The following is a 23,688-nucleotide window of genomic DNA, read 5'->3' as shown; positions in this document are numbered from 1 at the left end:
TATCATTCGCCGCATCTTCAAGGAGTTTTCCCGATGCTCAATGGCCTGTGGCTTGGCTTTTTCGTGGTGGCGACCGTCTCGGCGCTGGCGCAATGGATAGTGGGCGGCAACCACGCGATCTTCGCCGCGATGGTGGAAAGCATCTTCGCCATGGCCAAGCTCTCGGTGGAGGTCATGGTCTTGCTGTTCGGCACTCTGACCCTCTGGCTCGGCTTTCTGCGCATCGCCGAAAAGGCCGGGATCGTCGACTGGCTGGCCAAGGCCCTGGGGCCGCTGTTCAGCCGCCTGATGCCGGAGGTGCCACGGGATCACCCGGCCATCGGCCTGATCACCCTCAACTTGGCCGCCAACGCCCTGGGTCTGGACAACGCCGCCACGCCCATCGGCCTCAAGGCCATGCGTTCCCTGCAGGAGCTCAACCCCAGCCAGACCGTGGCGAGCAACGCACAGATCCTGTTCCTGGTGCTCAACGCCTCGGCCGTGACCCTGTTGCCGGTGACCATCTTCATGTACCGCGCCCAGCAAGGCGCGGCGGACCCGACCCTGGTGTTCCTGCCGATCCTGCTGGCCACCTGCGCCTCGAGCCTGGTCGGCCTGCTGTCGGTGGCGGTGATGCAGCGCCTGCGCCTGTGGGACCCGGTGGTGCTGGCCTACCTGGTGCCCGGCGCGTTGATCCTCGGCGGTTTCATGGCGCTGTTGGCCGGGCTGTCGGCCACGGCGCTGGCCAGTCTGTCGTCGATCCTCGGCAACCTGACGCTGTTCGGCCTGATCATGCTGTTCCTGGTCGTCGGCGCGTTGCGTAAGGTGAAGGTCTACGAGGCGTTCGTCGAAGGGGCGAAAGAGGGTTTCGATGTTGCGAAGAACCTGTTGCCGTACCTGGTGGCGATGCTCTGCGCGATCGGCGTGTTGCGGGCGTCCGGGGCGCTGGATTTCGGCCTCGACGGCATTCGCCACCTGGTGCAGTGGCTCGGTTGGGACAGCCGTTTCGTCGATGCGCTGCCCACGGCGATAGTCAAGCCGTTTTCCGGCAGCGCTGCCCGGGCCGTGTTGATCGAAACCATGAAGACCCAGGGTGTGGACAGCTTCCCGGCGCTGGCGGCGGCGACCATTCAGGGCAGCACCGAAACCACCTTCTACGTGCTGGCGGTGTATTTCGGCGCGGTGAATATCCAGCGCGCGCGACACGCGGTGGGCTGCGCCTTGCTGGCGGAGCTGGCCGGGGTGCTGGCGGCGATCGGGGTGTGCTACTGGTTCTTTGGCTGAAACCTGCGCTTGCCTGTGGTTGCGTGGCAAGACTCACCGCCGCCATCGCCGGCAAGCCGGCTCCCACGGTACGGTGTCTGGCCGCAATCTATCGGCAAGCCCGGATCCTTGTAGGAGCTGGCTTGCCGGCGATGGCGGCCTCAGCGTTTAGCCGAATCCTCGCCCTGCCGCACCGCCCAGTCGATCAACTGCACCATCAGCTTGTCACCCGCCCTCCCGAAGCCCTCGACCACGCCAGGCACCTGCTTGTCGCTGATCGGCTGGCGCACTTCAAAGCGCCGGCTGGCAAGGATCCGTTGATCAATCCCACGGACCAGCCGCGCATCGAAGCGGATCACCACCTCGGCCCCCTGCCCCCGGTACTCGCTCTGGAACGCCTGCAACTCGCCGCCCAGCTCGAAATCCGCCTGCAGGTTGCTGTCGTCGGTACTCAGCAGGCGCACCCGGCCGTCGCGCTGGAAGGCATCGAGGATCCGGTTGCGCAGCAGCACCGGCGCCGAATCGCTCCAGCGCGAGGCCTTGTAGTGGCTGATCAGGTCGCCCTGGGGGACCACGGCGATATTCGGGTTGTTCAAGGCGTCACTGGCAATCGGCTTGGCAATCCGCAGCGACCAATTGACCGGCAGGCTGTTGGGCGCCGGAACGCTGTTCTGCGCGGTCGGCAGGCGATAGACATCCGCCGGGTCCGCCTGCGGCAGGATCGAGCAGGCGCCGCTCAAGGCCAGGCCGACGACCAGGGTAAGCTGGCTCAATACACGAGGGGCACGCCTCATGGGCTGAATTCCTTGTTCTTGTCACGGCCCAGCAAGTAGCCGCTGGGGTTGGCTTCCAGACGCTTGGAGATCGCGCGCAGGGAACTGAGGGTGTCACGCAGCTCACGGATCGCCGGGGCCAGTTCATTCAAGCCCTGCAAGCCACTGTTGACCGAGTCCTGGTTGTTGCTCAGCAATGTGTTGAGGGTGGCGCTGCTCTGCTCCAGGGACTGCATGGCCCGCTCGGCGCTGCCGAAGGCCTGCTTGCCCTGGTTGTCGAGCAGGCCATTGGCATTGCGCATCAGCGCGCTGGTCTGTTCCAGGGTGGCGCTGACCTGCTTGCTGACCTGGGTCATCTGTTTCAGGGTCTGGCGGATATCGTCGCGTTGGCCGGCGATGGCCCCGGTGGCCTGCTGGAGGTTTTCCAGGGTCTGGCTGACCTGGCTGACGTTTTTCTGCGAGAACATCTCGTTGGCATTGTGCAGCAGCAGATTGATCCCGCTCATCAGGTCGTTGCTGTCATTGAGCAGGCGCGAGATCGGCGATGGCGAGGCGATGATCTGCGGCAGATTGCCGTCTTTGCCCCTGAGCTCGGGACTCTGCGGCGTGCCTTCGCTGAGCTGGATCAGCGAGGTGCCGGTGATACCGGTCAGGGCCAGCTTGGCGCGGGTGTCTTCCTTGATCGGTGTGTCGCCGGCCAGACGGATACGCGCCAGCACCCGGCGCGGGTCCTTCGGGTCGAGGCTCAGTTGCAGCACGTCACCGACCTTGATCCCGCTGTACTGCACCGGGCTGCCCTTGGACAGGCCGCTGACCGCCTCGTTGAACACCACTTCATAGTCCTTGAACGCGGTGTCGACGCTGGACTTGGCCAGCCACAGGCCGAACAGCAACGCGGCCACGACCACCAGCACGCTGAACAGGCCGATCATCACATGATGGGCGCGGGTTTCCATTTCATCCCTCCTTGTGCGGGGTTACCGCGTCAAATGCGGCGCGGCCACGCGGGCCATGGAAGTATTCGTGAATCCACGGATCGTCGGTGTCGGCGACCCGGTCGATGGCATCGGCCACCAGCACCTGTTTCTGCGCCAGCACCGCGACCCGGTCGGTGATGGTGTAGAGCGTGTCGAGGTCGTGGGTGACCAGGAACACGCTCAGGCCGAGGGCATCGCGCAGGGTCAGGATCAGTTGGTCGAAGGCTGCCGCGCCGATGGGGTCGAGGCCGGCGGTGGGTTCGTCGAGAAACAGGATATCCGGGTCCAGCGCCAGGGCCCGGGCCAGGGCGGCGCGTTTGATCATGCCGCCGGACAGCGAGGCCGGGTATTTGTTGGCGGCGGACAGTGGCAGGCCGGCCAGGGCCAGCTTGACCGCCGCCAGGTGCTCGGCATCGCGACGACTGAGGCCGGCGTGCTCGATCAGCGGCAGGGCGACGTTCTCGGTGACGGTCAGCGAGGAAAACAGTGCGCCCTTCTGGAACAGCACGCCGAAGCGCCGTTCGACCTGGGAGCGCGCCTGTTCCGAGAGGCTGCGCAGGTCCTGGCCGAACACCCGCACGCTGCCCTCGCTGGGTTTGCGCAGACCGACGATGCTACGCAGCAGCACCGACTTGCCGCTGCCGGAACCGCCGACCACGGCGAGAATCTCACCCCGGTAGAGGTCCAGGTCGAGGTTTTCGTGGACGCTCTGGCTGCCGAAACGATTGCCCAGCCCGCGCACCTCGATCACCGCCTCGCTGGGCGCGCGTGGCGGCCGGCTCACCAGCCCATCTCCATGAAGAACAGCGCGGCGACGGCATCCAGCACGATCACGATAAAGATCGACTGGACCACGCTGGAGGTGGTGTGGGCGCCGACCGACTCGGCGCTGCCGCTGACCTTGAAGCCTTCCAGGCAACCGACGGCGGCGATCAGGAAGGCGAAGATCGGTGCCTTGACCATGCCGACGAGGAAATGCTGGACGCCGATATCGGCCTGCAACAGCGACAGGAACATCGCCGGCGAGATCCCCAGCGACAAGGCGCAGACCACGCCGCCGCCGACAATCCCGCAGAGCATCGCCAGGAAGGTCAGCATCGGCAGGGCGATCAGCAGGGCCAGGACCCGCGGCAGCACCAGCAACTCCATGGGGTCGAGGCCCAGGGTACGAATGGCGTCGATTTCCTCGTTGGCCTTCATCGAGCCGATCTGCGCGGTGAAGGCGCTGGCGGTGCGGCCGGCCATGAGGATGGCGGTGAGTAGCACGCCGAATTCACGCAGGAAAGAGAAGGCCACCAGGTCGACGGTGAAGATACTGGCACCGAAGCTTTTCAGCACCGTGGCCCCGAGAAAGGCCACCACGGCGCCCACCAGGAAGGTCAGCAGGGCAACGATCGGGGCGGCATCCAGGCCGGTCTGCTCGATATGCGCAACGGTCGCGGTCATGCGCCAGCGCCGCGGGTTGAAAATCCCCCGGGCCAGGGTCTCAAGGATCAGGCCGATAAAACCGAGCAATTGCAGGGTGTCTTGCCAGACGGCATCGACGGCCCGGCCGATGCGCTCAAGCAGCTGGATACCTGCCGCTTCTTCAGGCTCGCGCAGCGGTTCGCAGAAATCCGCCAGCGAGCAAAACACGGTGTGCAGCAGGGCCCGGTCGGCGGCACTGATGTGGCAGTCCGGGTGCTCGGCCGAACGGCCGAGGCGTTCGGCGCCGAGCAGCTCCACCAGCAAGGATGCGCCGGCGGTGTCGAGGGCGCCGAGGTCATTGAGGTCGATGTCGGTGCTGGCGTCGTACTGCCCGATCAGGTAGGCGGCACGTTGTTTCAGGTCGGCATAATGGGCCAGCGTCCAGTCACCACTGATCCGCAGGCGCGCGGGACTGCTCGAGGTATCCAGGTGGGCGGTGCCGGCCATTGCGCTGATGATTGAAAGCTCCGTGCTTAACAGACATTGATACTGGCCTCTGTAATAGCACGATCTTGCCCCTGATCTCTAGTGAGGCGCGTCCTTCACCTCGAAGCGCAGCACGCCGAGCATCTGGCCGTCCTCGGTGAGTACCCGAACCTGCCAGTCGCCGGTGGGATCGGCCGGGAAGTTCTGTTTGTGCGACCAGGCGCGATAACCTTCCTTGCGCCCGCCATGGATCTCCAGGGCGATGCGGTCGACCTCGCGGCCGTTGAACTGCCAGACATGGTAGATCCGCTCGTCCAACCCGCGCGGTGCGTTGATTGCGGTGTAGGCGTAGAGCCCGTCCTTGCGCACCTGACTGGTAGTGACCTCGTCGAGGCCCTCGCCCGGGGTGCGGTCCTGCAACTCGGTGGTCACCGCGACTTCGCTCATCCACAAGGTGGCCGGCGGCACCCACGAGCGCAGGAGCCAGCCGGCGCTGCCAATTGCCAGGGTTACGCCGATCAGCATCAACCAGCCGCGCAAGCTGCGCAGTGGCAGGCTCACCGCCAGGCTGGGGATCGACAACAACAGGGCGGCGCCCAGGGCCAGTTGGTAACTCTGGGCGGTGGTCAGGTGCAGGATGATCGGCAGGGCAGTGAGCAACGCGGCGAACAGGGTCAGGGTGTGCAGCCCCAGCAGCAGCCAGCGTTTCGGCGAGAGCCAACCGTAGTACAGCGGGTCGATGATCGAGACCAGCGCCGCCGCGCCGAGCAGGCCGGTAAACACCAGTTGGCCGCTGTTCCAGGTGGTGGTGATGAAAAAGAACGGCAGGACGAAGGACAGGCTTTCCTGGTGGATCAGCTGTGTTGCATAACGCAGCAGCGGCTCGGGGATATCACGGTTGAACACCCGGCTGAAAAACTGCGTGAAGACGTTCTCCAGCATCAGCCAGAGCCAGCTCACCAGCAGGATCACCGCGACCCAACTGGCCATGCCCTGCTGGCGATCGACCAGGATGAAACTGGCGATGCCCGAGCAGAACCCGTAGGCGGCAATGACCCCTGGATAACGCTTCATCAGTGCGAGGAGGCGTTGGATATGCAGGGTCCAGTTCGGCATTCGGCGGTTCACAGTCGGGCGATTGAAAGATCGCGACACAATACCGTCTCAGGCCGGATTAGTCGTGTCAGTGATGGCCTTCTTATGGCCTAGCGTTGTCGATAAGCCCGCCAGCCCAGCAGCCCCATCAGCAACAAGCCCGCCAGGGCAGCCCCCAGGCCAATCAGTTGCTCATCGCTGAGCAATGGCTTTTCGACCCGCAGGTAACCCGGCTGCTTGAACAGTTGGCGCAGTGCCTGGTTGGCATCGGCCAGTGTCACCGCGCGCAGGGCCTGGGCCGGGTCGGCAAAACGGCCGTCCTCATAATCGCCCAGCGCCCCCCAGTAATAATCGGCCAGGGCGCTGTTGCCCTGCACCGCCCAGGCCTGGCGGGCGATGGCGGCCTGTTGCAGGCGGGCGAAGGTGTCCGGATCGAGCCCGTCCTTGAGCAGGCGTGCCCTGAGTTGCTCGAGCACCTGCCGGGCGCCGTCCAGGTTATCGCGTTCGACATCGGCGTTGACGCTGAAGAAGCCGACGTCGCCGAGTACTTCGCGTTCGCTCCACGGCCCATAGGACAGGGCGTGGTCCAGGCGCAAGTGGCGATACAGCGCCCAATCCAGATAATCCTTGAGCAGGTCGAGGGTTTCGTCGGGCAAGCCGTCCAAGGCCGGCTCCGGGAACAACCAGTGGATTTTCGCCCCGTTGCCGACCCAGCCGCGTGGCAGGTCGCGTTGCGCGGCGGCGGCCCGGTCATGGATTTCCGGTAGTGGCGGGTGGTCATTCGGTTCAATCGGCTCCAGCGCGCCGAAGGCCCGGTCCAGGTACGCCGGGAGCAGGCGATCGAGTTCGCCGACCATGATCAGGGTCATGTTGTTCGGCGCGTACCAGTTCTTGCGCACGGCCTCCAACTGTTCGCGGGTCAGGTGCTGGACATCGGCGCGCTCGGCGCATTTGAGTCCCAGCTCCACGGCCAACTGGTTGCTGGCGCTGTGACCGAGGTCCTGGCGGTCCAGCCAGCGCTGCAAATGCGAGTAATGGCCGCCCTCCTCGCGCTCCACCACCTGCTTGGCGGCGGCGATGGCGCTGTCGCTGAGCTCGGTGCGGGTGAGTAGCTCCAGCAGCAGGTCGAGAATTTTGCGCTGGTTCGCGGCGGGGGCCTCGATCACGAAGGTGGTGTCGGCGTTGCTGGTGTAGGCGTTCCATTCGCCGCCCAGGGCCTGCATGCGCTCCTCCAGCCCGCCTTCGCCGCTGGCATCGACGCCGCTGAACAACAAGTGTTCAAGCAGGTGCGGCAGTTCCTTGTCGGCGCAGGAGAAATCGTCGAAACCGACGCCCACCACCAAGCGAATCGCCACGTGGCCGCGTTCGCTGCCGGGTTTGAGCAGCAGTTGCAGACCGTTGGGCAATTGATAACCCTCGACCTGGAAGCGATCGAGGGCGGCGGCGTGCAGGGTATTGAGCAACAGGCAGGCGAACAGCAGGCAACGCATAACCATTTTTCCGAAGGCGGGTTCCTACACGCAGACAACGCTCGAACCCAGGACGTTCAAGACGATTGGCTGATGTCGTCGAGATCTTCCAGGGCCAGGGCACCAGTCTCGGCGGTTTCCAGCACCGCATAGGCGCTGCCGCAGAATAGCGAATTCAGGCGTTTCATGTCGGCAATCAGCTCCAGGTGCAGCGAGCTGGTTTCCAGGCTTTGCACGACCCCACGCTGCAAGCGGCTGACGTGAGCGTGGGCCAGGCGCCGTTCCTGGGCACGGAAGCGACGTTTTTCCCGCAGCAGTTGCCGGGCGTTGTGGGGATCGGCACCAAGAAACACCGTGAGGCCCAGGCGCAGGTTGTCGATCAGTTGCCGGTGTAGCCCGGTCAGTTCCTCCAGGCCGTCCTCGGAAAATCCGCGGCGCTGCGAGGTCTTCTGCCGTTGCACCTTGCGCAGCATCTGTTCGATCAGGTCGGCGGCCAGCTTCAGGTTGATCGCCAGTTCGATGATTTCCGCCCAGCGCCGGCTGTCTTGGTCGCCGAGGTCTTCCCGGGGCATCTGCGCCAGGTAGAGTTTGATCGCGCTACAGAGCACCTCGACGTCTTCACATAGACGGCGTATCTCGATGGCGACAGCGGTCTGCTTGCCGTTGAGCACATTGAGCATGGCGTCGAGCATGCTGTCGACCAGGTCGCCGATGCGCAGGGTTTCCCGCACGGCATTGGACAGGGCCAGACTCGGGGTGGCGAGGGCGGCGGGGTCGAGGTGGCGGGGCTTGGCCTTGCCGTTGATTTCGGGGCGTTCCGGTAGCAGCCAGGCACAGAGCCGCGCCATCGGGCCGACGCTGGGCAGCAGCACCAGGCAGCGCGCCGTGTTGTAGAGCAGGTGGAAGCCGATGACAATTTCCTGGGGTCTGAAGTCGAGGTGGTTGAGCCAGTGCGCCAGCGGACTCAGCGCCGGGATGATCAGCAGCAGGCCGATCAGCTTGTACAGCAGGCTGCCGAGTGCCACCTGACGGCCTGCGGCGTTCTGCATGCTGGTGCCAAGGAAGGCCAGCACGCCGCTGCCGATGTTCGCGCCGATCACCAGGCCGATGGCCACCGGCAGGCCGATCACGTTGGCGCCGGCCAGGGTCGCGGTGAGCAGCACGGCGGCCAGGCTGGAGTAGGAGACCATGGCGAACAGCGCGCCGACCAGCGCATCGAGGAGGATATCGCCGGTCAGGGAGGCGAACATTACCTTCACCCCCTGAGCGTGGGTGATGGGTGCGGCGGCTTCGACGATCAGTTGCAGGGCGAGGATGATCAGCCCCAGGCCGATGCCGACGCGGCCGAGCTGGCCGGCACGGGTCTGCTTGCGCGAGAGGAAGAAGATCACCCCGAGGAAGATCAGCAGTGGTGACAGCCAGGACAGGTCGAAGGTCAGGACCCGGGCCATCAGCGCGGTACCGACGTCGGCGCCGAGCATGATGGCCAGGGCCGGAGTCAGCGCCATCAGGCCCTGGCCGACGAAGGAGGTCACCAGCATGGCGGTGGCGTTGCTGCTCTGGACCATGGCGGTGACCAGGATCCCGGCGAGAAACGCCAGTGGGCGCCTGGACATGTTGCGACCGATGACGTGGCGCAGGTGCGAGCCGTAGACCCGCAGGATGCCGGTACGGACGATGTGCGTGCCCCAGATCAGCAAGGTCACGGCGGAAAGCAGATTGAGCAGGGTCAGCATGAAGGGCCCCCTGGGATGACCGGTGCCCCATGGGGCAAGTTTGGATTGGCGTGTGCCTTATCTACGACTTGTCCTTAAGCTGTAGTTGGCTATTTGGCCGAACGCCAGCATCGCATGCTCGGCGCCGGGCTTGAAACAAAAATGTCATATTTTTCACGCTGCTGGCGGGGTGTGCGGGGTTGAGGTGTAACCAGGGTCGACGCGGTCTTTGTAGGAGCCGGCTTGCTGGCGATGAGGCCCGTAAGCCTTGTATCGCCCGATCGGCCGCCATCGCCAGCAAGCCGGCTCCTACGGGACGGTGTTTTACCGCGCAATATCGTTAGGCCCATAGTCCGGGGTCGGGCGGTGTGCTCTGGGTTATTGACCCGCCACATCCTTTTGCCGTTCCCCGGCTTCGTGTTCTTGCTTCTTTTTCTGCATCGCCGCGCGCATCTTGATGTTGATCGCTTCCACCGCCAGGGAGAACGCCATGGCGAAGTAGACGTAGCCCTTGGGCACGTGCACATCGAAGGCTTCGGCGATCAGCACGGTGCCGACCACGATCAGGAACGACAGCGCGAGCATCTTCAGCGACGGGTGCTTGTCGATAAAGTCGCCGATGGTCTTCGAGGCCAGCATCATCACCAGCACCGCGACGACGATCGCGGCGATCATCACCGGTACATGAGAGACCATGCCCACGGCGGTAATCACCGAGTCGAGGGAGAACACGATGTCGATAATGGCGATCTGGATGATGGTGTAGAGAAAGTTGCCGCCCTTGCCTTTCGGCCCGTCGCCCGCCTCTTCCGCGCCTTCCATGCCGTGGTAGATCTCCTGGGAGCTTTTCCACAGCAGGAACAGGCCACCGAAGAACAGGATCAGGTCACGCCCGGAGATACCCTGGTCGAAGACCACGAACAGGTCGTCGGTCAGGCGCATGACCCAGGTGATCGACAGCAGCAGGAGGATCCGCGTGATCATCGCCAGGGCCAGGCCGAAAATCCGCGTGCGTTGCTGCATGTGCCGGGGCATGCGGCTGACCAGGATCGAGATCATGATGATGTTGTCGATGCCCAGGACAATCTCCAGGGCGGTCAGGGTGAAAAAGGCCACCCAGAGTTCCGGGTTGGTCAGCCAATCCATATCTATTCCTTTGAACGAGTGTTTGAGCCGTATCGGCGCCAGGCTCCAGGTTCTGAAGGCCGCGCGCCGATACGACAGTGAATCATTGCCTTATAGACTACTGAACAACGGAAAGGTCCCGAGCAACAAGGCGGCCAACAGTATGCACAGGCACACCAACACCGCCCACTTGAGGGTGAAGCGTTGGTGATCGCCGAACTCGATACCGGCCAGAGCCACCAGCAGGTAGGTCGAGGGCACCAGTGGGCTCAACAAGTGGACGGGCTGGCCGACGATCGAGGCACGGGTCATTTCCACGGCGCTGATGCCGTAGTGGCTGGCGGCTTCATACAGGATGGCAAACATCAGCATCACGCCGGTGGGCGCGAGCTTGGTGATGCCGTCGATCATCATCTTGCCGATCCCCGCGGCAAAGCCGCCGAACAGGGCGAAGACAATGGGTACGATGATCAGGGCGATCGGCGCGGACAGGCGCTTGGTCATGATCAGGTACATGAAGGTAATGACCATGGCAAAGCCAAGGAAAGTCAGCATGGGGATACTCCGGGCGTAACGCGGCTGGGGTAAGGCGAAGCGACTGGGCTCAGTGCTGGGCGGGCGGCGCGAAAGGAACGAACGGAGTTGCAGCGAACAGGCGGGTCGTAGCGAATATCGGTATCACCATCTTATTGTTGTGAAATGGCCGTCGAGCGTCTTCAGGACGCGCCACGGCCGACCGGTCTGGTGCCGGCGGTGAGGTGATGCTAAAGGGGCAAGCTTTCAGCCGGGCGCTTTGACGGAGATAGATTGCTGGAAGCGGCGTCGACGCGAGGGGGCGGCTAAGGCAGCTCCAACCCACCCGCCGCCTTGTGCAGCGCTCGCAGGTGTTCGCCGACCATCTTCAGGTTGGCTTCGCTGGCCTCGATCTGCGCTTCTCGGGCCGGGTCCAGCAGCTTGCGGATTTCCTTGTCGAGGTCGCCGGTCAGGCGCTGCAATTGCTGCTGGCGCTGGCTGCTTTCGGCTTCCAGGCGCTTCCATTCGGAGGGTTGCGGCAAGCCATAGCCACCGCTGCCGAGCAATTCCGCCGGACGACTGAGGTAGCCGCTGTTGGCAAGAATCTCCTGCAAGGTGCGGTTGGCCTTATCCATTTCGTTGTCCTTGAGCTTGATGTCGCGGGCACCGAGGTACTTCTGTTTCACCTCGTCCTGGGCCAGCAGCAACTGTCGACGAAAGCTCGCCTGCTCCAACAACAGCATGGCCGCACTGGCGCGCAGGTTGGCCTGGGCAAACCACGGACGACGGGCCTCGGCGGGTTGCGACAACCAGTCCTCGACGGTTTCCTGCTTGATCGGCAACTGTTTCCTCAGGACCTCGAACATGGCCTGGTAGCGATCACGGTAGGAGTCGAAGCGGTAACCCAGGCGCAAGGCTTCACGGGGGTCGTCGAGCACGCGGGTATCGGCCAGGCCACGACCTTTGAGTACTTCCAGCAAACCATTGGGGACAATGCTGTCCAGACCCTTGAGCTGGGCGTTGTCGCTGCCGCTGCGCAACAGCTTCAAGGTCTCCACTGCGCAGTTGTTGCTAATGAAGTAGTAGTTGCCGTCATAGCTCCAGTGCATTTCAGCGGCGTGCTCGACCACTTCCTCGATTTCCTTGCGCGACAGCTTCAGCGGCACCGAGGCCAGGCTGCGCAATTCGGTCTTGGTGTATTCGTCGATCACCTGGGACAGCGGCAAGACGAACAGTCGCGACGGATAGGCCCCGGTCAGCCCACCCCAGGTCGAGAGCTGGACGTCGTTGACGAAGGCACGATAGGACAGCACCAGATGCTGGTCGAGGTCCAGCCGGCAATCCGGCCCCCGTGGCCGACCGGGGGCGCAGATCACCAGGCGCAGCATGCTGTGGCCCCAACGGCTGACCCAGTTCTGGTTGGCTTCGGCCAGCAGGTAGTCGACTTCGTAGACGCGCTCGGGGTCGATCTTGCCCAGGGGCGTCTTGCCGAAGTCATTGCCGGCGTTGAGGAACGGGAAGGCCTGGTCACAGCTGTCCTTGGCCGCTGGCGCCCAGCCGAAGCGTTCCTGGTAGTAGCGATACAGCGCCGGGCGGCGACAGGCGTACGCCGGGTCGAGGAGGAAGTACTCCATGTTGACCGCGACGAACTCCTTGGGATTGGTGGTCTCGTAGATATCCGGGCTGCGCACGACCTGGCCGTTACGCTGCTCCCGTTGGCCACGGCTGCCGACCGATTGTTGCCAGCCAGCGAGGTCGAGCAGGCGCGGGTCGTCGCTGAGGGTGAAGCGCCGACCGGTCTGGCCCCGGCATTGATCGGGCAGGCCGACCAGGCCGGTATTGCTGTCGCGCCGGGTGCAACGCTGGATCAGCATCCGCTCGGCGTCGGGCCACAGACGGGCGCGGTCATAAATATGGGTCAGTTCGTGGAGGACGGTGGCGAGCATCTCCTCGCGCACGGTGCCGTGGGGGCGGTTGGTTTTTTTTGTCGCGGCGGACCCGTCCACCAGGCCGGGCAGCAGCGCGCGATTGAGGTCCACTTCGGAGACCAGCGAGGCTTCGCCATAGGCGTTGTCCGGCATCTGGGTCGACCAGACGACATCGATGCGGCGGTCCAGTTGCTCGATAAAGCGCGGCGGCAGATGGGCCATGGCTTCATCGATCAGTACCTGGCTGGCCTGTTGTTCGGCCGGGCTCAGGCCTTCGCTCTTGAGCTGCAATTGCAGGCTGGCCTGGGCCGCGTTGCCGAACAGCAACAGGACGCAGACCAGCAGTCCGCCGAGAAGTGGCTTCACAGGGCGAGAATGGCTTCGGCGAGGTCTTGATCGCTGGCGTCACGGGCGCCTGGCACTTCGGTACGCAGGGCAGCAAAGGCGGCTTCCAGGTGCGCGCCGCGGATATCGCCCTGGCTGGCGACGAAACTGGCGGCGTCGTCGTGGGCTTCACGGACTACTTTCGAGTCGCGGATCGAGGTGGTGGTGTCCGAGGTGAAGTCGAGAGTGCGGCCCGTAGCGCGTACGAGCATATTGCTGGTAGCCACCAGGGTGTGCGCCGCAGCCATGTCGCTCAGCAACAGCAGGCCGAGGGCGGCGGCGATCAGGGGGTTACGCATGGAAGGTCTCCGGAAATGCAAAGTGACTATTGGACGAGAATTGCCTGGGCCAGTTCAAGGTCGCCGGCATGAAGTTTTGGCTGGGTTTGGCGCAGGTAGGCCAGGGCCGACTCCAGTTGCGCGCCGCGCAGTCGGCCATTAGTGGCGACGAAAGCGGCAGCGTCATCCCGCGCGGCCAGTATCAGTTTACGGTCGAAGGGCGCGCTGGTCACTTGGCTGGTGACATAACCGCTGCCGACCAGGGTCTGGGTGGTCAGGTCGAAGGCCTGGGCCTGGTTGATCCAGGCCAGCGCTATGAGCAATAAGGTGAGTGAACGCATGGGTCTCGGTGTCTTATTGAGCGAGCGCCAAGGCTAGCGGAATCCACGACCCATGCGCCAGGGTTTCAGATGGCCAGGATCGCCTGGGCCAACTGCGCGTCGCTGGCCTGCAACCGTGGGGCTTGGCGGCGGATGGTGTCGAAGGCGCTTTCCAGTTTCACGCTGCGGATCTGACCATTGCTGGCGACGAAGCTGGCGGCGTCATCCTGGGCGGCGCGCACGATCTTGTTGTCGCGCAATGACGAGGTGGCATCGGACGAGGCGTCGGAGGTGGCCTTGAGGGCGCCGACCAGCGAATCGGTGGTGACGATGAAGCTGCTGGCGTGGGCGGCGCTGGCCAGGGTCAACAGGGCGGCGGCACTGAGCAGGCGAAGGCGGGACATGATGAATCTCCAGGGGCATGAAAAGGAACAGTGGCAGCGGACAAGGACCGCCACTCGAACACAATGAACGATGAACCTCAGACGCACATTCCGCGCCGCAGGCTACCTATGACCACGATATTAGGCAGAGTTCCCGAGCCGCCGAAAGCGAGTTTCGTCGGCTGATCCGCGGTTTAGAGGCTTGCGAGTGGTTCGGGCAGAAGTGTACTGGCTTTATTGTAAAAATATAAAACTGTGCCTATCTGGCGATTTCGCACACATGGTCTCGAAATCCTCTCGCCGAAAACGACAAAGCCCGTCGCGGTTTCCCGCGACGGGCTCTGTTTTTTCAATTCGGGTGCTGGCGGTGGACCCGGTGGGTCAGGGCCAGCGAGCGCTGCTTAGCGCCAGAACGGCTTGCTCAACTCTTCGTAACGCTGTGCTTCGCTGATCCCGGCATCGGCCAGCAGACGCGAATCCAGGCGAGCCAGTTGATGGCGGCTGGCAATGCGGCGCTGCCACAACATCAGGTTGGCGAGAACGCGCAGAGGCATCGAAGCTTGAGCGTCAGTAGTGGTGTTTTCGTAGAACATGTCGGAACTGAGTGTACGTTCCATGATTAGCATCCTTCCGCTTGTGGCGGGATTAGGTAGTGGTTTAACTGATGCCAATGATCCTCCTCTTTGCCTAGTCTCTGTAGATACAGTTCATCTGTATTGTGAGGGCTCAGTTAACTGTTTAAGGGTGCTGTACTGCTCGAAATTGAGGCAACTGTACCTGTCTGCCTTTAAATGGTGCATTTTTGTCTGGGGCGGGGAGATTCGAGGTGATTCGAGGTGAGAAATGACCGGTACAGCAGTACAGTTTTTATCAGATTACCGAGGAATCCAGGGCCGCTGACGAAACTGTGTTTACGTCAGCGGCGAACTGTATCAATCAGCTCGGCAGCATCTTCCCGGTTTCGTCCAGGTTGATGTGCCAACTCAGTGCTTCGCGCAGGATGTGCGGGGTATGACCGCCCAGGGCACAGGCGCGTTCGAAGTAACTGTTCAGGGCTTCGCGGTAGTCCGGGTGCACGCAGTTGTCGATCACCGCCCTCGCCCGTTCCCGTGGTGCCAGGCCCCGTAGGTCGGCCAAGCCGATTTCGGTGACGAGGATATCCACGTCATGCTCGGTGTGGTCGACGTGGCTGACCATAGGCACCACGCTGGAAATCGCCCCGCCCTTGGCGATGGACTTGGTGACGAAGATCGCCAGGTGCGCGTTGCGGGCGAAGTCGCCGGAGCCGCCGATGCCGTTCATCATCCGTGTGCCGCAGATGTGGGTGGAGTTGACGTTGCCGTACAGGTCGAACTCCAGGGCGGTGTTGATGGCGATGATGCCCAGGCGCCGCACCACTTCCGGGTGGTTGGAAATTTCCTGCGGACGCAGTACCAGCTTCTCTTTGTAGCGCTCCAGATTGCCGAACACATCGCTGTTACGTCGGCTCGACAAGGTGATCGAGCTGCCGGAGGCGAAGGACAGCTTGCCGGCATCGATCAGGTCGAAGGTCGAGTCCTGCAGCACTTCGGAGTACATGGTCAGGTCTTCGAACGGCGAGTCGATCAGGCCGCACATCACCGCGTTGGCAATGTTGCCGATACCGGCCTGCAGCGGGCCGAGCTTGTTGGTCATGCGCCCGTCGGTCACTTCTTCCTTGAGGAAGTCAATCAAGTGGTTGGCGATGGCCTGGGTGTCGCTGTCCGGTGGGGTCACGGTGGACGGCGAGTCGGACTGGTTGGTGATGACGATGGCGACGATCTTGGCCGGGTCGATCGGGATCGCGGTGCTGCCGATGCGATCGTCGACCTTCACCAGCGGAATTGGCGTGCGGGTTGGCCGATAGCTGGGGATATAGATGTCGTGCAGGCCTTCCAGGTTCGGATTGTGCGCCAGGTTGATCTCGACGATCACCTGCTTGGCGAAAATCGCGAAGCTGGCCGAGTTGCCCACCGAGGTGGTCGGCACGATATGCCCTTCTTCGGTGATCGCCACGGCTTCGATCACCGCCAGGTCCGGCAGCTTGAGCTGCTTGTTACGCAATTGCTCGACGGTTTCCGACAAGTGCTGGTCGATAAACATCACCTCGCCGGCGTTGATCGCCTTGCGCAGGGTGCTGTCGACCTGGAACGGCATGCGCCGCGACAGCACGCCGGCTTCGGTGAGCTGTTTGTCGAGGTCGTTGCCCAGGCTGGCGCCGGTCATCAGGGTGATTTTCAGCGGCGACGTCTTGGCGCGCTCGGCCAGTGCATGGGGCACGGCCTTGGCTTCACCGGCGCGGGTGAAGCCGCTCATGCCGACGGTCATGCCGTCCTGAATCAGAGCGGCAGCCTCGGCAGCGCCCATGACCTTGTCCAACAACGAAGGCAAGCGAATACGATCACGATACATAGCGTGTTATCTCAGGCAACGAAAGCAAGATGCGCAGTCTAGAGGTTTGAAAAAGTTTCGCCGCACGACAAAGGTCGAATGCCGGCCAACGATCCGGGGCCTTTGGTCGGTTTTTTCGCGAGCAAAGAAAAACCCCAACCTAGCAAGGGTTGGGGTTCTCGATATTGCGTTAACGCAAGCTTCTACTCGACAGCCTTGACCATGTCCTCAATGACTTTCTTCGCGTCGCCGAAGACCATCATGGTCTTGTCGAGGTAGAACAGCTCGTTGTCCAGACCGGCATAGCCGCTGGCCATGGAGCGCTTGTTGACGATGATGGTCTTGGCCTTGAAAGCCTCGAGAATCGGCATGCCGGCAATCGGCGACTTTGGATCGTTCTTCGCCGCCGGGTTGACCACGTCGTTGGCGCCCAGCACCAGCACCACGTCGGCCTGGCCGAACTCGGAGTTGATGTCTTCCATCTCGAACACCTGGTCGTAAGGCACTTCAGCCTCGGCCAGCAAGACGTTCATGTGCCCGGGCATGCGGCCGGCCACCGGGTGGATCGCGTACTTCACGGTCACGCCACGGTGGGTCAGCTTCTCGGTCAGTTCCTTCAGCGCGTGCTGCGCCCGGGCCACCGCCAGGCCGTAGCCGGGGACGATGATCACGGTGTCGGCGTTGGTCAGCAGGAAGGTGGCGTCATCCGCCGAACCGGATTTCACCGGCCGGGCTTCCTTCGAACCGGCCGGGCCAGCTGCGTCAGCCGTGTTGCCGAAGCCGCCGAGCAGCACGTTGAAGAACGAGCGGTTCATTGCCTTGCACATGATGTACGAGAGGATCGCACCGCTTGAGCCCACCAGCGAGCCGGCGATGATCAGCATCGAGTTGTTCAGCGAGAAGCCGATCCCCGCCGCCGCCCAGCCCGAGTAGCTATTGAGCATCGACACTACCACCGGCATGTCGGCGCCGCCGATCGGGATGATGATCAGTACACCCATCACGAAAGCCAGGGCCAGCATCAGGGCGAAGGCGTTGAGGTTGCCGGTGAGCATAAAGGTCAGGCCGAGACCCAGGGTGGCCAGGCCCAGCAGCAGGTTCAGTTTATGCTGCCCGGCAAACTGTACGGGTGCGCCCTGGAACAGGCGGAACTTGTACTTGCCCGAGAGCTTGCCGAAGGCGATCACCGAACCGGAGAAGGTAATCGCACCGATTGCGGCGCCGAGGAACAGCTCCAGGCGATTGCCCGGCGGAATCGAATCCCCCAGCTGTTTGACGATGCCCAGGGATTGCGGCTCGACCACCGCCGCAATGGCGATAAACACCGCAGCGAGGCCGATCATGCTGTGCATGAAGGCAACCAACTCCGGCATCTTGGTCATCTCGACCCGTTTGGCCATGATCGAACCGGCGGTGCCACCGATCAGCAGGCCGACGATGACGTAGCCGATGCCGGCGGTGGCCAGTTCCGCGCCCAGCTTATAGATGAGGCCGATGGTGGTGAGGATCGCCAGGGCCATGCCGAGCATGCCGAACAGATTGCCGCGCCGCGAGGTGGTCGGGTGCGACAAGCCCTTGAGGGCCTGGATAAAGCAGATCGACGCGATCAGGTAGAGCGTCGTGACCAGATTCATGCTCATTACTTCTGCACCTCTTTCACAGCCTTGGGCGCTTTCTTCTTGAACATCTCAAGCATGCGGCGGGTCACCAGGAAGCCACCGAACACGTTCACGGCGGCCAGGGCCACCGCGAGGGTGCCCATGGTCTTGCCCAGTGGGGTCACGGTCAGCGCGGCGGCCAGCATGGCGCCGACGATAACGATTGCCGAGATCGCGTTGGTCACCGCCATCAAGGGCGTGTGCAGTGCAGGCGTCACGTTCCAGACCACGTGGTAACCGACATAGATCGCCAGCACGAAGATGATCAGGTTGTAGATACCGGGGGAGATAAGCTCTTCCATCGTCTGAATCCCTGCTTAGGCGTTTTTGCGGAGGACTTGGCCGTCGCGGCACATCAGGCACGCGGCGACGATGTCGTCTTCTAGGTTCACTTCGAATTGGCCTTCCTTGTTGAAGACCAGCTTCAGGAAGTCCAGCAGGTTGCGCGCATACAGCGCCGAGGCGTCTGCCGCGACTGCGCCGGCCAGATTGGTCGGGCCGCAAATGATCACGCCATTTTCGACCACCACCTGATCCGCCACGGTCAACGGGCAGTTGCCGCCTTGCGCTGCCGCGAGGTCGATGACCACCGAGCCGGGCTTCATCTGCGCGACGGTCTCGGCGCTGAGCAGCACCGGTGCCTTGCGACCCGGAATCAGCGCCGTGGTGATAACGATATCGGCCTGCTTGGCGCGCTCGTGCACCGCCAGGGCCTGACGTTGCATCCAGCTGGCGGGCATCGGCCGGGCATAACCGCCGACACCGACCGCGCATTCGCGCTCCTCGTCGGTCTCATAGGGTACGTCGACGAACTTGGCGCCGAGGGATTCGATCTGTTCCTTCACTGCGGGCCGCACATCCGAGGCTTCGATCACCGCCCCCAGGCGCTTGGCGGTGGCGATGGCCTGCAGACCGGCTACACCGGCCCCGAGGATCAGCACGCGCGCGGCTTTTACGGTACCCGCGGCGGTCATCAGCATCGGCATGAAGCGCGGGTAGTGATGGGCCGCCAGCAGCACCGCCTTGTAGCCGGCGATGTTGGCCTGGGACGACAGCACATCCAGGCTTTGGGCGCGGGAGGTGCGTGGCGCGGCCTCCAGGGCGAAGGCGGTGATGCCGTGTTCGGCCAGCTTGGCGAGGGTGTCGTTGTTGAACGGATTGAGCATGCCCACCAGGACGGTGCCGCGCTTGATCAGCGTCAGTTCGCTGTCGCTGGGCGCCACCACCTTGAGGATCAGCTCGGTGCCAAAGGCGTCGCTGGCGCTGCCGATAGCGGCACCTGCCGCTTCATAGGCACTGTCGACAACACTGGCGCTAAGGCCGGCGCCGCTTTGCACAGTGACCTTATGACCCTGGCCGATCAGCTTCTTGATGGTTTCCGGGGTTGCAGCAACCCGCGTTTCACCCGTCTGGGTTTCGAGAGGAACACCAATGTGCACGTCAAATCTCCTGCGTGATCTTTTTTATAAGAGGCCAGCGCACTGCGGATGGTGCGTCTGGAGCGGCCGATCAGCACGATCCCGCCGGATTTGTCGGCGGGGCGCGGCATTTTGCAGGTGAAAACCATACCCTTCAAGATATTCTGAAAGGTGACGTAAAATTAACTACAAGTCACGCTGTGACCAAATGTCGCAGGGAAACGCCGTGAGCCCATAATACAGGGGGCTAACAAGGATTCTGGCTGGAATTGAAGAAAATTCGAATCGGTGGCGTGAATGAGTCGGTATTGGACGGAAATAGGGGTTGAAAGCCTTGCTAACAGGCACTTTAGTGCCAAATTTCCTGGTATCGGTACAGTCTGTCAAAAAGCGACATATTGTTATATCTGTAGGTATTAAGTGATATTGACTACAGAGTCAGCTAATGGCCTGAGGTCTTTAAGACAGCAGGCTGTAGCTCTGCGCCTGGTTTACCAGCCAGTCACGGAAAGCGCGCAAGGACGCCGATTCGACCTTTCGCTCGGGAATCATCAGGTAATACGCCTTGATGCTGGACAGCGCATTGGGGTTGGCGATCACCAGGCGCTGCTCTTCCAGCTCCCGTTGGATCAGGAAGGGTGGAATCAGCGCGATGCCCATCTCGTGCATGGCCGCTTGGGCCAGCATGGAGAATAGCTCGTAGCGCGGACCTGTCATGTCGCGGGGCACATTCAGTTCCTGGGCATTGAACCACTGGCGCCAGGCATAGGGTCGCGTGGTCTGTTGCAGTAGCGGCAGTTCGGCGATCTGTGCCGCGTTGAGGTTCCGCTGGTTGCCCAGCAGGCTGGGGCTGCACACCGGCATGGGGTTCTCGCCCATCAGCCGATGAGACTCGGTACCCGACCAGTCGGCATCGCCGAAGTAGATCGCGGCATCGAAGTCGGTGTCGGCGAAAAGAAACGGCCGGGTGCGGTTGGTCAGGTTGACCGTGACTTCCGGGTGCTGCTGCTGGAAGTCCTTGAGTCTGGGCAGCAGCCATTGGGTGCCGAAGGTCGGGACCACGGCCAGCTCGATGACGTTGGCGCCCTGCTGGCCCATCACCGATAGCGTGTCGCGCTCCACCGCGTCCAGTTGCGTGGCGACCCGCCGACTGTAGGAAAGCCCCGCTTCGGTCAGTTTTACCCCGCGCCGGGAGCGTCGGAACAGTTCAACGCTGAGAAACTCCTCCAGGCTGGCGATCTGTCGGCAAATGGCACCTTGAGTGAGGGAAAGCTCCTGGGCGGCCTTGGTAAAGCTCTCGTGGCGGGCTGCGGCTTCGAAGCTGATCAGCGCGGTGGTGCTGGGAATTTTGCGGCGCATGTACGGCAACCTCACTAAAGGTGGTGCTAGATAGCGGTTAAAAGCTTTTCGGAGTGAGAAATTAGCACAACAGTATGCGAAATCCTCGTTTGCCGGATGGCTGGGTGGCGCCTAGGATCAGTCCAGACCCTTTCACTGACTTCACGAGGACTCACCCATGGGTGCCAAGGCAAGCTTCAACTGGATCGATCCCCTGCTGCTGGATCAACAGCTCACCGAGGAAGAGCGCATGATCCGCGACACGGCTGAGCAGTTCGCCCAGGACAAGTTGGCGCCACGGGTGCTCGAAGCCTTCCGCCATGAAAAGACCGACCCGGCGATCTTCCGTGAAATGGGCGAAATCGGCCTGTTGGGCGCAACCATTCCGGTGGAGTACGGCGGCAGCGGGTTGAACTATGTCAGCTACGGCCTGATTGCCCGGGAGGTCGAGCGTGTCGACTCCGGTTATCGCTCGATGATGAGCGTGCAGTCGTCCCTGGTGATGGTGCCGATCAACGAGTTCGGGACCGAGGCGCAAAAGCAGAAGTACTTGCCGAAGCTGGCCTCTGGCGAATGGATCGGCTGCTTTGGCCTGACCGAACCCAACCATGGTTCCGACCCGGGTGCGATGATCTGTCGTGCCCGCAAGGTCGACGGTGGCTACAGCCTGACGGGCAGCAAGATGTGGATCACCAACAGCCCGATCGCCGATGTGTTCGTGGTCTGGGCCAAAGACGACGCCGGTGATATCCGTGGCTTCGTGCTCGAGAAAGGCTGGAAGGGCCTGAGTGCGCCGGCGATTCACGGCAAGGTCGGCCTGCGCGCATCGATCACCGGCGAGATCGTCATGGACAACGTGTTTGTCCCTGAAGAGAACATCTTCCCTGAAGTGCGTGGTTTGAAAGGTCCGTTCACCTGCCTCAACTCCGCGCGTTATGGCATTTCCTGGGGGGCGTTGGGTGCTGCCGAGTTCTGCTGGCACACCGCTCGCCAGTACACCCTGGATCGCCAGCAGTTCGGCCGGCCATTGGCGGCGACCCAACTGATCCAGAAGAAGCTGGCGGATATGCAGACCGAGATCACCCTCGCCTTGCAAGGCTGCCTGCGTCTGGGGCGGATGAAGGATGAAGGTACGGCGGCGGTGGAAATCACTTCGATCATGAAGCGCAACTCCTGCGGCAAGTCCCTGGACATCGCCCGTATGGCTCGCGACATGCTCGGCGGTAACGGGATCTCCGATGAGTTCGGGATTGCCCGTCACCTGGTGAACCTGGAAGTGGTGAATACCTATGAAGGTACCCACGATGTCCATGCGCTGATCCTCGGGCGTGCCCAGACTGGCCTCCAGGCGTTCTATTAATAGAAGGAGCTTGGCTTATGGGCGCGCTATCGCATCTGCGAGTGCTGGATTTGTCGCGAGTGCTGGCCGGGCCCTGGTCCGGCCAGATCCTCGCCGACCTTGGGGCGGAGGTTATCAAGGTCGAACGGCCGGGCAATGGCGACGATACCCGCGCCTGGGGCCCGCCCTTCCTGAAGGACGCCTACGGCAAAAACACCACGGAAGCGGCTTACTACCTGTCGGCCAATCGTAACAAGCAGTCGGTGACCATCGATTTCACCCGGCCCGAGGGGCAGCGTCTGGTTCGGGAGCTGGCGGCCAAGTCCGACATCCTGATCGAGAACTTCAAGGTTGGTGGGTTGGCGGCGTATGGGTTGGACTATGCGTCGCTCAAGGTGCTCAACCCGAAGTTGATCTATTGCTCGATCACCGGCTTCGGTCAGACCGGGCCCTATGCCAAGCGTGCCGGCTATGACTTCATGATCCAGGGGCTGGGTGGGCTGATGAGCCTCACCGGTCGGCCCGAAGGTGATGAGGGGGCCGGGCCGGTGAAGGTTGGTGTGGCCCTGACCGATATTCTGACCGGGTTGTATTCGACGGTGGCCATTCTGGCGGCCCTGGCTCATCGCGATCAGGGCGGCGGCGGTCAGCATATCGATATGGCGCTGCTGGATGTCCAGGTGGCATGCCTGGCGAACCAGGCCATGAACTACCTGACCACCGGAGTGGCACCGAAGCGTTTGGGCAATGCCCATCCGAACATCGTGCCGTACCAGGACTTTCCCACGGCTGATGGTGACTTCATCCTGACGGTGGGCAATGACGGGCAGTTCCGCAAGTTTGCCGAGGTGGCGGGTCAGCCGCAGTGGGCGGACGATCCACGGTTTGTGACCAATACGTTGCGGGTGGCCAACCGGGCGGTGCTGATTCCGTTGATTCGCCAGGCGACGGTGTTCAAGACCACGGCTGAGTGGGTGATGCAGTTGGAGCAGGCCGGTGTGCCGTGTGGGCCGATCAACGATCTGTCGCAGGTGTTCGCCGATCCCCAGGTGCAGGCCCGTGGCCTGGCGGTGGAGTTGCCGCATCCACTGGCCGGCCTGGTGCCACAGGTGGCGAGTCCGATCCGCTTGTCTGTGACGCCGGTGGAGTATCGCAATGCCCCTCCTCTATTGGGTGAGCACACGCTTGAGGTATTGCAGCGGGTGTTGGGCCTGACACCGGAGGCGGTTGCGGCATTGCGTGAAGCGGGCGTCCTTTAGGCACCCTGCTCTCTTCTATATAGAGGTAATTTAAGGCTTGAGGCATGCATCGTCCCTGTAGGAGCTCGGCGTGCCGGCGATGGCGTCCTTGAAGCCGCTAAAAGCTTCGCGGGCAAGCTCCGCTCCCACAGGACCGAGTCGCACTGCAGGCTCTCGGTCAGCCTCGGATCTT

The 23,688-nt window shown here is 62.7% G+C and carries 21 protein-coding genes and 1 pseudogene; 3 read left to right on the top strand and 19 right to left on the bottom strand.

Annotated elements, in window-relative coordinates:
- Nucleotides 1–33: 33 nt before the first annotated feature.
- Nucleotides 34–1,263: a nucleoside recognition domain-containing protein gene (locus AC07T0_RS30270; RefSeq protein ID WP_495004634.1), complete on the top strand. Its 1,230-nt coding sequence runs from the start codon at nucleotides 34–36 to the stop codon at nucleotides 1,261–1,263.
- A 140-nt stretch (nucleotides 1,264–1,403) separates the two neighbouring features.
- On the opposite strand, the gene AC07T0_RS30265 is transcribed toward AC07T0_RS30270, so the two are convergent.
- From AC07T0_RS30265 to AC07T0_RS30175, 19 genes and pseudogenes are all read right to left on the bottom strand, one after another.
- Complete coding sequence (locus AC07T0_RS30265; protein ID WP_495004633.1) at nucleotides 1,404–2,036, bottom strand: ABC-type transport auxiliary lipoprotein family protein; 633 nt, start codon at nucleotides 2,034–2,036, stop codon at nucleotides 1,404–1,406.
- Nucleotides 2,033–2,971: an MlaD family protein gene (locus AC07T0_RS30260; protein ID WP_495004632.1), complete on the bottom strand. Its 939-nt coding sequence runs from the start codon at nucleotides 2,969–2,971 to the stop codon at nucleotides 2,033–2,035. The genes AC07T0_RS30265 and AC07T0_RS30260 overlap by 4 nt, the downstream gene beginning before the upstream one ends.
- Before the next feature lies 1 nt (nucleotide 2,972).
- Nucleotides 2,973–3,776, bottom strand: coding sequence for an ABC transporter ATP-binding protein (locus AC07T0_RS30255; protein ID WP_495004631.1), 804 nt, complete (start codon nucleotides 3,774–3,776; stop codon nucleotides 2,973–2,975).
- Nucleotides 3,773–4,906: an ABC transporter permease gene (locus tag AC07T0_RS30250; protein WP_495004630.1), complete on the bottom strand. Its 1,134-nt coding sequence runs from the start codon at nucleotides 4,904–4,906 to the stop codon at nucleotides 3,773–3,775. The genes AC07T0_RS30255 and AC07T0_RS30250 overlap by 4 nt, the downstream gene beginning before the upstream one ends.
- Nucleotides 4,907–4,984: 78 nt before the next feature.
- Nucleotides 4,985–6,001, bottom strand: coding sequence for a DUF5924 family protein (locus AC07T0_RS30245; protein WP_495004629.1), 1,017 nt, complete (start codon nucleotides 5,999–6,001; stop codon nucleotides 4,985–4,987).
- 89 nt (nucleotides 6,002–6,090) lie between these two features.
- Nucleotides 6,091–7,470 carry a M16 family metallopeptidase gene (locus tag AC07T0_RS30240; protein WP_495004628.1) on the bottom strand — a complete coding sequence of 460 codons (1,380 nt, stop codon included), beginning with the start codon at nucleotides 7,468–7,470 and terminating at the stop codon, nucleotides 6,091–6,093.
- Between the two features lie 56 nt (nucleotides 7,471–7,526).
- Complete coding sequence (locus AC07T0_RS30235) at nucleotides 7,527–9,185, bottom strand: Na/Pi cotransporter family protein (RefSeq protein ID WP_495004627.1); 1,659 nt, start codon at nucleotides 9,183–9,185, stop codon at nucleotides 7,527–7,529.
- A 357-nt stretch (nucleotides 9,186–9,542) separates the two neighbouring features.
- The gene (locus AC07T0_RS30230) at nucleotides 9,543–10,310 is read right to left on the bottom strand and encodes a TerC family protein (protein WP_495004626.1); all 768 of its coding nucleotides are present in this window, start codon (nucleotides 10,308–10,310) and stop codon (nucleotides 9,543–9,545) included.
- Between the two features lie 90 nt (nucleotides 10,311–10,400).
- Nucleotides 10,401–10,646 (bottom strand): annotated as a pseudogene (locus tag AC07T0_RS30225) (citrate transporter); the annotation flags it as partial.
- Nucleotides 10,647–11,128: 482 nt separating this feature from the next.
- A complete protein-coding gene (locus tag AC07T0_RS30220) occupies nucleotides 11,129–13,096 on the bottom strand; it encodes a DUF7844 domain-containing protein (RefSeq protein WP_495004625.1) in 1,968 nt (655 codons plus the stop codon).
- Nucleotides 13,093–13,413: a DUF2388 domain-containing protein gene (locus AC07T0_RS30215; protein WP_495004624.1), complete on the bottom strand. Its 321-nt coding sequence runs from the start codon at nucleotides 13,411–13,413 to the stop codon at nucleotides 13,093–13,095. The genes AC07T0_RS30220 and AC07T0_RS30215 overlap by 4 nt, the downstream gene beginning before the upstream one ends.
- Nucleotides 13,414–13,439: 26 nt before the next feature.
- A complete protein-coding gene (locus tag AC07T0_RS30210; protein ID WP_495004623.1) occupies nucleotides 13,440–13,733 on the bottom strand; it encodes a DUF2388 domain-containing protein in 294 nt (97 codons plus the stop codon).
- A 65-nt stretch (nucleotides 13,734–13,798) separates the two neighbouring features.
- Nucleotides 13,799–14,116, bottom strand: coding sequence for a DUF2388 domain-containing protein (locus tag AC07T0_RS30205; protein ID WP_495004622.1), 318 nt, complete (start codon nucleotides 14,114–14,116; stop codon nucleotides 13,799–13,801).
- 380 nt (nucleotides 14,117–14,496) lie between these two features.
- Entirely contained in the window at nucleotides 14,497–14,712 is a 216-nt protein-coding gene (locus tag AC07T0_RS30200; protein WP_495004621.1) for a DUF1127 domain-containing protein, read from the bottom strand.
- 319 nt (nucleotides 14,713–15,031) lie between these two features.
- Complete coding sequence (gene scpC, locus AC07T0_RS30195; RefSeq protein WP_495004620.1) at nucleotides 15,032–16,525, bottom strand: succinyl-CoA:acetate CoA-transferase ScpC; 1,494 nt, start codon at nucleotides 16,523–16,525, stop codon at nucleotides 15,032–15,034.
- Between the two features lie 182 nt (nucleotides 16,526–16,707).
- Nucleotides 16,708–18,144 (bottom strand): NAD(P)(+) transhydrogenase (Re/Si-specific) subunit beta, encoded by a 1,437-nt coding sequence (locus AC07T0_RS30190; RefSeq protein ID WP_495004619.1) that lies wholly within the window; start codon nucleotides 18,142–18,144, stop codon nucleotides 16,708–16,710.
- On the bottom strand, nucleotides 18,144–18,464 hold the full coding sequence (locus AC07T0_RS30185; protein ID WP_057432530.1) for an NAD(P) transhydrogenase subunit alpha part 2: 321 nt from the start codon (nucleotides 18,462–18,464) through the stop codon (nucleotides 18,144–18,146). Before AC07T0_RS30185 ends, AC07T0_RS30190 begins: the two co-directional genes overlap by 1 nt.
- A gap of 15 nt (nucleotides 18,465–18,479) precedes the next feature.
- A complete protein-coding gene (locus AC07T0_RS30180; RefSeq protein WP_495004618.1) occupies nucleotides 18,480–19,601 on the bottom strand; it encodes a Re/Si-specific NAD(P)(+) transhydrogenase subunit alpha in 1,122 nt (373 codons plus the stop codon).
- A gap of 438 nt (nucleotides 19,602–20,039) precedes the next feature.
- On the bottom strand, nucleotides 20,040–20,939 hold the full coding sequence (locus tag AC07T0_RS30175) for a LysR family transcriptional regulator (RefSeq protein ID WP_495004617.1): 900 nt from the start codon (nucleotides 20,937–20,939) through the stop codon (nucleotides 20,040–20,042).
- 157 nt (nucleotides 20,940–21,096) lie between these two features.
- Here AC07T0_RS30175 and AC07T0_RS30170 point away from each other — a divergent pair, with 157 nt between their 5' ends.
- A complete protein-coding gene (locus tag AC07T0_RS30170; protein ID WP_495004616.1) occupies nucleotides 21,097–22,278 on the top strand; it encodes an acyl-CoA dehydrogenase in 1,182 nt (393 codons plus the stop codon).
- A 17-nt stretch (nucleotides 22,279–22,295) separates the two neighbouring features.
- Nucleotides 22,296–23,516, top strand: coding sequence for a CaiB/BaiF CoA transferase family protein (locus AC07T0_RS30165; RefSeq protein WP_495004615.1), 1,221 nt, complete (start codon nucleotides 22,296–22,298; stop codon nucleotides 23,514–23,516).
- The last annotated feature ends 172 nt before the right edge of the window (nucleotides 23,517–23,688 follow it).

It is taken from the genome of Pseudomonas sp. GW821-FHT04D07, assembly GCF_059420225.1.
The sequence above is the reverse complement of the archived record's forward strand: the minus strand, read 5'-3'. Positions and strand labels throughout refer to the sequence as shown.

Excerpts from the sequence above, each read along its gene's own strand:
- AC07T0_RS30205 (WP_495004622.1), bottom strand. The coding sequence starts at position 14,116 with ATGTCCCGCCTTCGCCTGCTCAGTGCCGCCGCCCTGTTGACCCTGGCC.
- AC07T0_RS30250 (WP_495004630.1), bottom strand. The coding sequence starts at position 4,906 with ATGGCCGGCACCGCCCACCTGGATACCTCGAGCAGTCCCGCGCGCCTG.
- AC07T0_RS30215 (WP_495004624.1), bottom strand. The coding sequence starts at position 13,413 with ATGCGTAACCCCCTGATCGCCGCCGCCCTCGGCCTGCTGTTGCTGAGC.
- AC07T0_RS30240 (WP_495004628.1), bottom strand. The coding sequence starts at position 7,470 with ATGCGTTGCCTGCTGTTCGCCTGCCTGTTGCTCAATACCCTGCACGCC.
- AC07T0_RS30270 (WP_495004634.1), top strand. The coding sequence starts at position 34 with ATGCTCAATGGCCTGTGGCTTGGCTTTTTCGTGGTGGCGACCGTCTCG.
- AC07T0_RS30165 (WP_495004615.1), top strand. The coding sequence starts at position 22,296 with ATGGGCGCGCTATCGCATCTGCGAGTGCTGGATTTGTCGCGAGTGCTG.
- AC07T0_RS30260 (WP_495004632.1), bottom strand. The coding sequence starts at position 2,971 with ATGGAAACCCGCGCCCATCATGTGATGATCGGCCTGTTCAGCGTGCTG.
- AC07T0_RS30200 (WP_495004621.1), bottom strand. The coding sequence starts at position 14,712 with ATGGAACGTACACTCAGTTCCGACATGTTCTACGAAAACACCACTACT.
- AC07T0_RS30245 (WP_495004629.1), bottom strand. The coding sequence starts at position 6,001 with ATGCCGAACTGGACCCTGCATATCCAACGCCTCCTCGCACTGATGAAG.
- AC07T0_RS30210 (WP_495004623.1), bottom strand. The coding sequence starts at position 13,733 with ATGCGTTCACTCACCTTATTGCTCATAGCGCTGGCCTGGATCAACCAG.
- AC07T0_RS30185 (WP_057432530.1), bottom strand. The coding sequence starts at position 18,464 with ATGGAAGAGCTTATCTCCCCCGGTATCTACAACCTGATCATCTTCGTG.
- AC07T0_RS30190 (WP_495004619.1), bottom strand. The coding sequence starts at position 18,144 with ATGAGCATGAATCTGGTCACGACGCTCTACCTGATCGCGTCGATCTGC.
- AC07T0_RS30175 (WP_495004617.1), bottom strand. The coding sequence starts at position 20,939 with ATGCGCCGCAAAATTCCCAGCACCACCGCGCTGATCAGCTTCGAAGCC.
- AC07T0_RS30170 (WP_495004616.1), top strand. The coding sequence starts at position 21,097 with ATGGGTGCCAAGGCAAGCTTCAACTGGATCGATCCCCTGCTGCTGGAT.
- scpC (WP_495004620.1), bottom strand. The coding sequence starts at position 16,525 with ATGTATCGTGATCGTATTCGCTTGCCTTCGTTGTTGGACAAGGTCATG.
- AC07T0_RS30265 (WP_495004633.1), bottom strand. The coding sequence starts at position 2,036 with ATGAGGCGTGCCCCTCGTGTATTGAGCCAGCTTACCCTGGTCGTCGGC.
- AC07T0_RS30235 (WP_495004627.1), bottom strand. The coding sequence starts at position 9,185 with ATGCTGACCCTGCTCAATCTGCTTTCCGCCGTGACCTTGCTGATCTGG.
- AC07T0_RS30230 (WP_495004626.1), bottom strand. The coding sequence starts at position 10,310 with ATGGATTGGCTGACCAACCCGGAACTCTGGGTGGCCTTTTTCACCCTG.